Source organism: Modestobacter sp. DSM 44400, from assembly GCF_900107175.1.
In the GTDB taxonomy this organism is placed as follows: Bacteria; Actinomycetota; Actinomycetes; order Mycobacteriales; family Geodermatophilaceae; genus Modestobacter.
This window is the reverse complement of record NZ_FNOZ01000103.1, coordinates 1-5,467: the sequence shown is the minus strand read 5'-3', so window position 1 is coordinate 5,467 and position 5,467 is coordinate 1. Positions and strand designations below refer to the sequence as shown.

At 71.5% G+C, this 5,467-nt stretch carries 8 protein-coding genes and 2 pseudogenes; 5 read left to right on the top strand and 5 right to left on the bottom strand.

The genetic code is table 11. The annotated features are described in order from the left end of the window. Positions 1–203: 203 nt before the first annotated feature. From BLW04_RS24560 to BLW04_RS29275, 5 genes are all read right to left on the bottom strand, one after another. Positions 204–695 (bottom strand): MBL fold metallo-hydrolase, encoded by a 492-nt coding sequence (locus BLW04_RS24560; RefSeq protein ID WP_091548175.1) that lies wholly within the window; start codon positions 693–695, stop codon positions 204–206. 157 nt (positions 696–852) lie between these two features. After that, positions 853–1,062 (bottom strand): GNAT family N-acetyltransferase, encoded by a 210-nt coding sequence (locus tag BLW04_RS29955; RefSeq protein WP_217631258.1) that lies wholly within the window; start codon positions 1,060–1,062, stop codon positions 853–855. A gap of 483 nt (positions 1,063–1,545) precedes the next feature. Next, positions 1,546–1,983 carry a PaaI family thioesterase gene (locus BLW04_RS24550; RefSeq protein WP_091548173.1) on the bottom strand — a complete coding sequence of 146 codons (438 nt, stop codon included), beginning with the start codon at positions 1,981–1,983 and terminating at the stop codon, positions 1,546–1,548. After that, the gene (locus tag BLW04_RS24545; protein ID WP_091548171.1) at positions 1,980–2,372 is read right to left on the bottom strand and encodes a PaaI family thioesterase; all 393 of its coding nucleotides are present in this window, start codon (positions 2,370–2,372) and stop codon (positions 1,980–1,982) included. Before BLW04_RS24545 ends, BLW04_RS24550 begins: the two co-directional genes overlap by 4 nt. 18 nt (positions 2,373–2,390) lie before the next feature. Further along, positions 2,391–3,338: a TetR/AcrR family transcriptional regulator gene (locus BLW04_RS29275; protein ID WP_091548168.1), complete on the bottom strand. Its 948-nt coding sequence runs from the start codon at positions 3,336–3,338 to the stop codon at positions 2,391–2,393. Between BLW04_RS29275 and BLW04_RS29950 the strand changes: the two are divergent. The 5 genes and pseudogenes from BLW04_RS29950 to BLW04_RS26315 form a co-directional block, all read left to right on the top strand. Next, a pseudogene (locus BLW04_RS29950) lies at positions 3,304–3,714 on the top strand (glycosyltransferase); the annotation flags it as partial. The gene BLW04_RS29275 and the pseudogene BLW04_RS29950 overlap by 35 nt on opposite strands. Before the next feature lie 91 nt (positions 3,715–3,805). Then, a complete protein-coding gene (locus tag BLW04_RS28990; RefSeq protein ID WP_254781975.1) occupies positions 3,806–4,030 on the top strand; it encodes a Gfo/Idh/MocA family oxidoreductase in 225 nt (74 codons plus the stop codon). Continuing rightward, positions 3,942–4,427 (top strand): annotated as a pseudogene (locus BLW04_RS29945) (hypothetical protein); the annotation flags it as partial. The gene BLW04_RS28990 and the pseudogene BLW04_RS29945, both read left to right, overlap by 89 nt. Positions 4,428–4,887: 460 nt before the next feature. Further along, the gene (locus tag BLW04_RS28985; protein ID WP_254781973.1) at positions 4,888–5,136 is read left to right on the top strand and encodes a hypothetical protein; all 249 of its coding nucleotides are present in this window, start codon (positions 4,888–4,890) and stop codon (positions 5,134–5,136) included. 46 nt (positions 5,137–5,182) lie between these two features. Then, the coding region (locus BLW04_RS26315; protein WP_139307022.1) for a transposase at positions 5,183–5,467 on the top strand (285 nt) is incomplete at its 3' end.

The window sequence follows — 5,467 nt, the reverse complement described above, 5'->3', positions numbered from 1 at the left end:
ATCATCCGGCGACTCGTTCGCATCGCCTGGACGACTCACCGCTGGGACACCAGGCCCCAACGTCGGCCATGACCTATCGGCGGAACCTCTTAGCCGGTTTCAAATAACTTCGTCAACGTAGGCCTTTGGTCGACCTTATAGGGCGGTACTCCAGGCATGAACAGCGGCTGCGCCAAGTCCAGCGGGTGCGACGTCGCACCTGGTCACCGCGCGGCGACGCCCTCCCGGTCGCTCGAGGCATGACGCACCTCGAACGGGGTGACGCGTAGCCCGTCCACCTCGACCGTTTGCCGATCGAGGTGCTCGACGATCCGAACGTCGAAGCGGCGCTGCACCGTGCTTGAGCCGGGGTACAGAGCCTCCATCGTCTGCTCGAGCCGATTTTGCGTGCCGGGTGGGCCGACGACAATGAGGTCTCGGGTCCGCCGCCGGAACTGCCCGTCCAGCACGAGGAACGGCAGACCGCCGAAGTTGTCTCCGTGCAGGTGGCTCAGGACCACGGCGTCGACGGAGTTCGTTTCGATCTCCTGGTGGCGCAGCGCGGTCAGGCTGGTGGCTCCGCAGTCCAGCAGCACCCTGGGCGGAGAGGCTTGGTCTGAAGCGAGGGCGATGCAGGTCTGGAACCGCCCGCCCGAGCCGAACGCGTCGCCGCTACCCACGACCGTCATTCGCATCAGCCGATCCTCGCGCCACACGAGCGGCCGGTCCAGGACGAGGTCCTCTTCCGAAGGCGTTTCGGGCGTCGGAGAGCCGTTTCGATAGCGGATCGGTTGCGGGACGGTTCTGGTGCCCTGACCCGTTAGACCAGTGCTGCCTTGGTGTCCCCGCCGGCGCGCGGCTTGGGCAGATGGACTACGGCGTAGCCCGCCTGCGTTGGCTCGCGGCTCGTCTCGCTGTAACCGAGCGGGCGTACAGCCGCAGGTTGGCCTCGCTGTGCTCCCCGGTGAACAGCCGCAGCTCGCGGACGGTGGGCGGTAACCGGCCCTCGACGGCGATTAGCAGTTGGGATCCGAGCCCCTGGCCTTGCCGGTCCGGGACGACCGTGAGTCGGCCGATCTCCACACGGCCGTGCCCGACGTGTTACGGGCTCGAATGGCGGCCAAGAGTCGGCCGTCGTCGTTACGCCAACCCACAGCAACCACCTGCGGGTCTGCGAGTTCCGCGCGTAGGTCGGTGAGCGTCTGCCGCAGCGGCGGGAGATGCACATCGTCATAGGCCTGCCCCTCCGTCACGTAAGCAGCCCGCTGCAGGGTCAGCACCTCCTCCCCGGCGTCCTCGGGGCCGAGCTCAACAAGGCGCTCCACATGCCAAGCCTGCCATGTGTGCCCGAGCCGAACGTTGCACTGTGTCCCGCAGCGGGATCGGCGAGCGGGACGATGCCAAATGCAGCTGGTCGCCCGGTGGACGGACCCCCGTGCGGCACGGTCGTGCTGCCTCGACGGCGACGTACCGGTAGCCGAACCTCGGGGGGGTGCGGACACTGCCCGAGGGTCGGGTTTCCGCCAAGGGCGTCGCGTTGCTCCAGGCGAGGCGGGACGCCGTGGCCTACCCGGGGCGCGGGACGACGTTGCGCATGGTCACGAGGGAGGTTGCGCACAGCGTCTCGGCCTCGCCGGCCACGGCGAAGGTGTCGACCGCCGCGACGGTCAGCGTGGCTCCGGGCCGCAGCACCCGCGCTCGGGCGACGAGCTGCTGACCGCGGGCCTCGCAGAGGAACTTCACGGTGTAGTCGACAGTGGCGGCCATCCCGCCGAACGGGAGCAAACTCACGCCGGCGCTCACGCCGACGAAGTCGGCCAGCGCGGCGATCGGGTTGGCCTGAAAGGCGCCGGGAACGTGGGAGAGCTCGGCCCGCCAGGCCAGGCGAGCGGTGGCGCGGCCCTCGGCGAGCTCGTCGAACGTCAGGCCCAGAGCGGCAGCGACCGGCAGGCCGAGGACCCGGTCGGCGACGTCTTGCCGGAAGCCTGACCGGCTCGGATTCATGAGTGTGCGCTCCTGGTGACGGTGGCGAAGATTCCGCTGGCGGCCAGGAGCGGCCGGCCGGCGGCGGTGAACTCGCACGCGGTGAACGCGAGCTGGCGGCCGACGCGGCGCACGGTGGCCACGCCCTGCACCCAGTCGCCGAGGTGCGCCGAGCCGAGGAAGTCGGTGGTCAGCGAGGCGGTGACGAGCCCGTCGCCGGAGCCGCCCACTCGGTGCGCGGTGTGGCCCATCACGACGTCGGCGACGGCGACGAGCACACCGGCGTGGAGGAACCCACGCGCGTTGGTGTGGCGGTCGTCGATGTGCAGCCCGACTACCGCGGCGTCGGTGGCCGTTTCGTAGGGCGGGCCGATCAGCTCGAGGTAGCGGCTGGGCCGGTGGTGGGGCACGAAACCCCTCGGGAACGGTCATGGCGCGCTCAGGGCATGCCACGCGCCGTCGGCGAGCTCGTCCGCCGCGGCGGTCGGGGTCAGCCGCGAGCGGCCGCGCAGCCAGTGGCGCGCGAACTCCTGGGACGATCCGAGCCACAGCGCGTGCGCCACTCCGAACGGCCGCTCGAGCAGCTCGCCGTTCGTGGCGTGCCGGCGCAGCCAGGCGCCGATCTCCTCGACGTAGCGCCGGTTGTCCTGGCTGAACGTCGGTTCGGCGGCCAGTAACACCTCGTCGGGCAGGTCGCTGAACAGCACCTGCGCGAGCTCGGCGTGCTCTTCGACCCAGGCCAGCTGCGACCGCACCACCTCGCGCACGCCCGTCTCGGCGCGCTTCTCGCCGGCCAGCACGCCCAGCACGCCCAGCTGGCACGCACGCATGCCGGTCGCCAGCAGACGTGCGGCGAGGTCGGCTCGGCTCGGGAAGTGGTGGTAGAGGCTGCCGTTGGACACGCCCGCCACCCGGCAAACCTGCTGCATGGACAACCCGGCGTAGCCGTGTGCCACGAGCAGCGGAAGCGCCGCCGTCGCGATCCGGTCCGAGGTCGTTGGCGCGCTGATACTAGAGCGCGGCTCTAGAGTGCCTCTCTGGTGTTGTCCAACCGGCCACGCCCCGCGAGCGGAAGGGCCAGTGGGAACGAGCGTCTCGCCTACATGGGCTCGTCGAGTGTGGCGCCCGGAGCCCGCCCGAGTGGTTCGCGCCGCGGGGGTACCGGTCGGCTGGGCCGCGATGGTCAGGGGACGTCGATGACGGTGTGCCGGTGCGGCGGTCAGGTGCCTCGCGAGCAGGGACCCACTCACGCCTACATGCGGGCGACGCCGGCGTGCTGGCGCCTCTACGGGGAGCTGACCGTTGGGTGCACGCCGAACTCCGGCTGGGACTCGGGCTGGCGTGCGGCCGAAACGGGTCGGCGAAATCGGGATCATCGGCGGGGGGCACCTGCTCACGGAGTTGGCCGAGCAGGTGGCCGCGCTCGGTGTCGGCGACTGTGTGCGCCTGCTGGGCCACCGAACCGATGCCCGGCTGCTGCTGGATGCCGCCGACGTGTTTGTGCTGCCGTCCCTGCACGAGGGGATGCCGCTGGTGGCGATGGAGGCCGGCCTGCCGGTCGTCGCGACTCGGGTGATCGGCAGCGAGGAGGTCGTCGTCGACGGCGAGACCGGCCTGCTGGTGTCCGCCAAGGACGCACCGGCCCTGGGCCGGGCGTTGGCAGCGCTGCTTGCCGACCCGGACATGCGCGGACGGTTGGGCCAAGCGGGGCGACGCCGGTACCTGGAGTGGTTCACCCGGCAACGGATGGCCGCCCAGACCCTCACGGTGTATAGGGCGGTCCTGGATCCGTCGGCGCGGCGCCGGCCAGGGGCCGGCGGTGAGCCGCCTGAAGGTCGGATGCGTGGCCACCGGGTTCATCGCCGGCCGGCACCTCGGCGCGCTGGCGGCAATGCCCGACGTCGACGTGGTCGCCGTCGCCGACCCGGTGGTCGAGCGGGCCGCGGCCGCGGCCGACCAGCTGGGCGCCCGGTCCTACGATGACGGGCTGGCCATGCTCGGGGTCGAGGACCTCGACGCGCGGTGTGGTCCTGCGTCCCACCGTTCGCGCACGGGGCACTGGCGCTGACGGCGCTGGCCCGACAGCTGCCCTTCTTCGCGGAGGAACCGCTCGGGTCGACATGGCCGCCGCGGAGGCGATCACCGACGGCGTCCGGGCCCAGGGCCTGCACACTGCCGTCGGCTACCACTGGCGTTACCTCGACGTGGTGGAACAGGCACGCGGGCTGCTGCGTGGGCGTCCACCGCAGCTGCTGCTCGGGCAGTGGCTCGACGCCACCCCTGGTGCGCCGTGGTGGGCCCGGCGGGACCGATCCGGCGGGCAGCTGGTGGAACAGACCACCCACCTGTTCGACCTGGCCCGACTGTTGTGCGGGGAGGTCGACAGCGTCTGCGCAGCGGAGTCGACGCTCCAGCGCGAACAGTGGCCGGACGCGGACGTGCCGACCGCATCCACTGTGCTGCTGCGCTTCCGGTCCGGGGCGCTCGGTTCGATCTCCTCCAGCTGCCTGCTCGAGAGCCGACACCGCGTGGGGGTACGGCTGGTCACGCCCGGGCAGGTGCTGGAGCTGCGGGAGCGGGCGCTGTCCGACCACGAACTGCGGGTCGACGACGCTCCGGTCACGCGCTCGGACCAGGACCCGATCGCGGCCGAGGACCGTGCGTTCGTCGACGCGCTGCTGGGCCGCGGCGACGACGTCCGGGCCCCTATGACGAGGCGCTGCCACCCACGCGCTGGCCTGCGCCGCCGACCGATCCGCACGCACCGGTGTACCGGTCGTCTTGGACGGTGGCACCAGCGGCCCGCCGGCGACACCGGGGAGGACGGCATGACCGCGACCAAGAGCGGCGTGCTCGGCGCCGGGGGAATCGTCCACCGGCACGTCCGAATGCTGGCACGCCGGTTCCCGACACGAGGGAGCAGCGATGTCCAAGGCCCGCACCGTCCGCACGCTGGGGATCGCCGGTCCCGGCCGACCGGCGTTCTTCAGCTACACCGAGCCACCGCCAGAAGACGGTCAGTTCCGGGTCGACACCGTCTACACCGGGCTGTCGGCCGGCACCGAGCTGACGTTCGTCAAGGGCACCAACCCCTATCTGCGCGCGTCCTGGCCGCGCCGGCCGTCCCAGGCGCCGCCACGTTGGCGGACGGCGTCGGGGGCCGGCGCGTCCTAGGGCGTGTCTCCCGGATCTTGGGTGTCAGGTGGTCGAAGGTGGGTTCATGACGCGGACTGGTGTGCTCTCGGATGATGTGTGGGCGCGAGTAGAGCCACATCTGCCCAGCTCAGCGGGCCAACGGGGTGGCCGATGGGCTGATCACCGGATGGTGATCGAGGCGATCGCCTGGCGGTACCGCACCGGGTCGCCGTGGCGGGATCTGCCGGAGTGCTTCGGGCCGTGGCAGACGGTGTGGAAACGCCATGACCGGTGGGCCGCCGACGGCACCTGGGACCGGCTGCTGACGGAGTTCAGCGCCGACGCCGACGTGGCCGGTGAGCTGGACTGG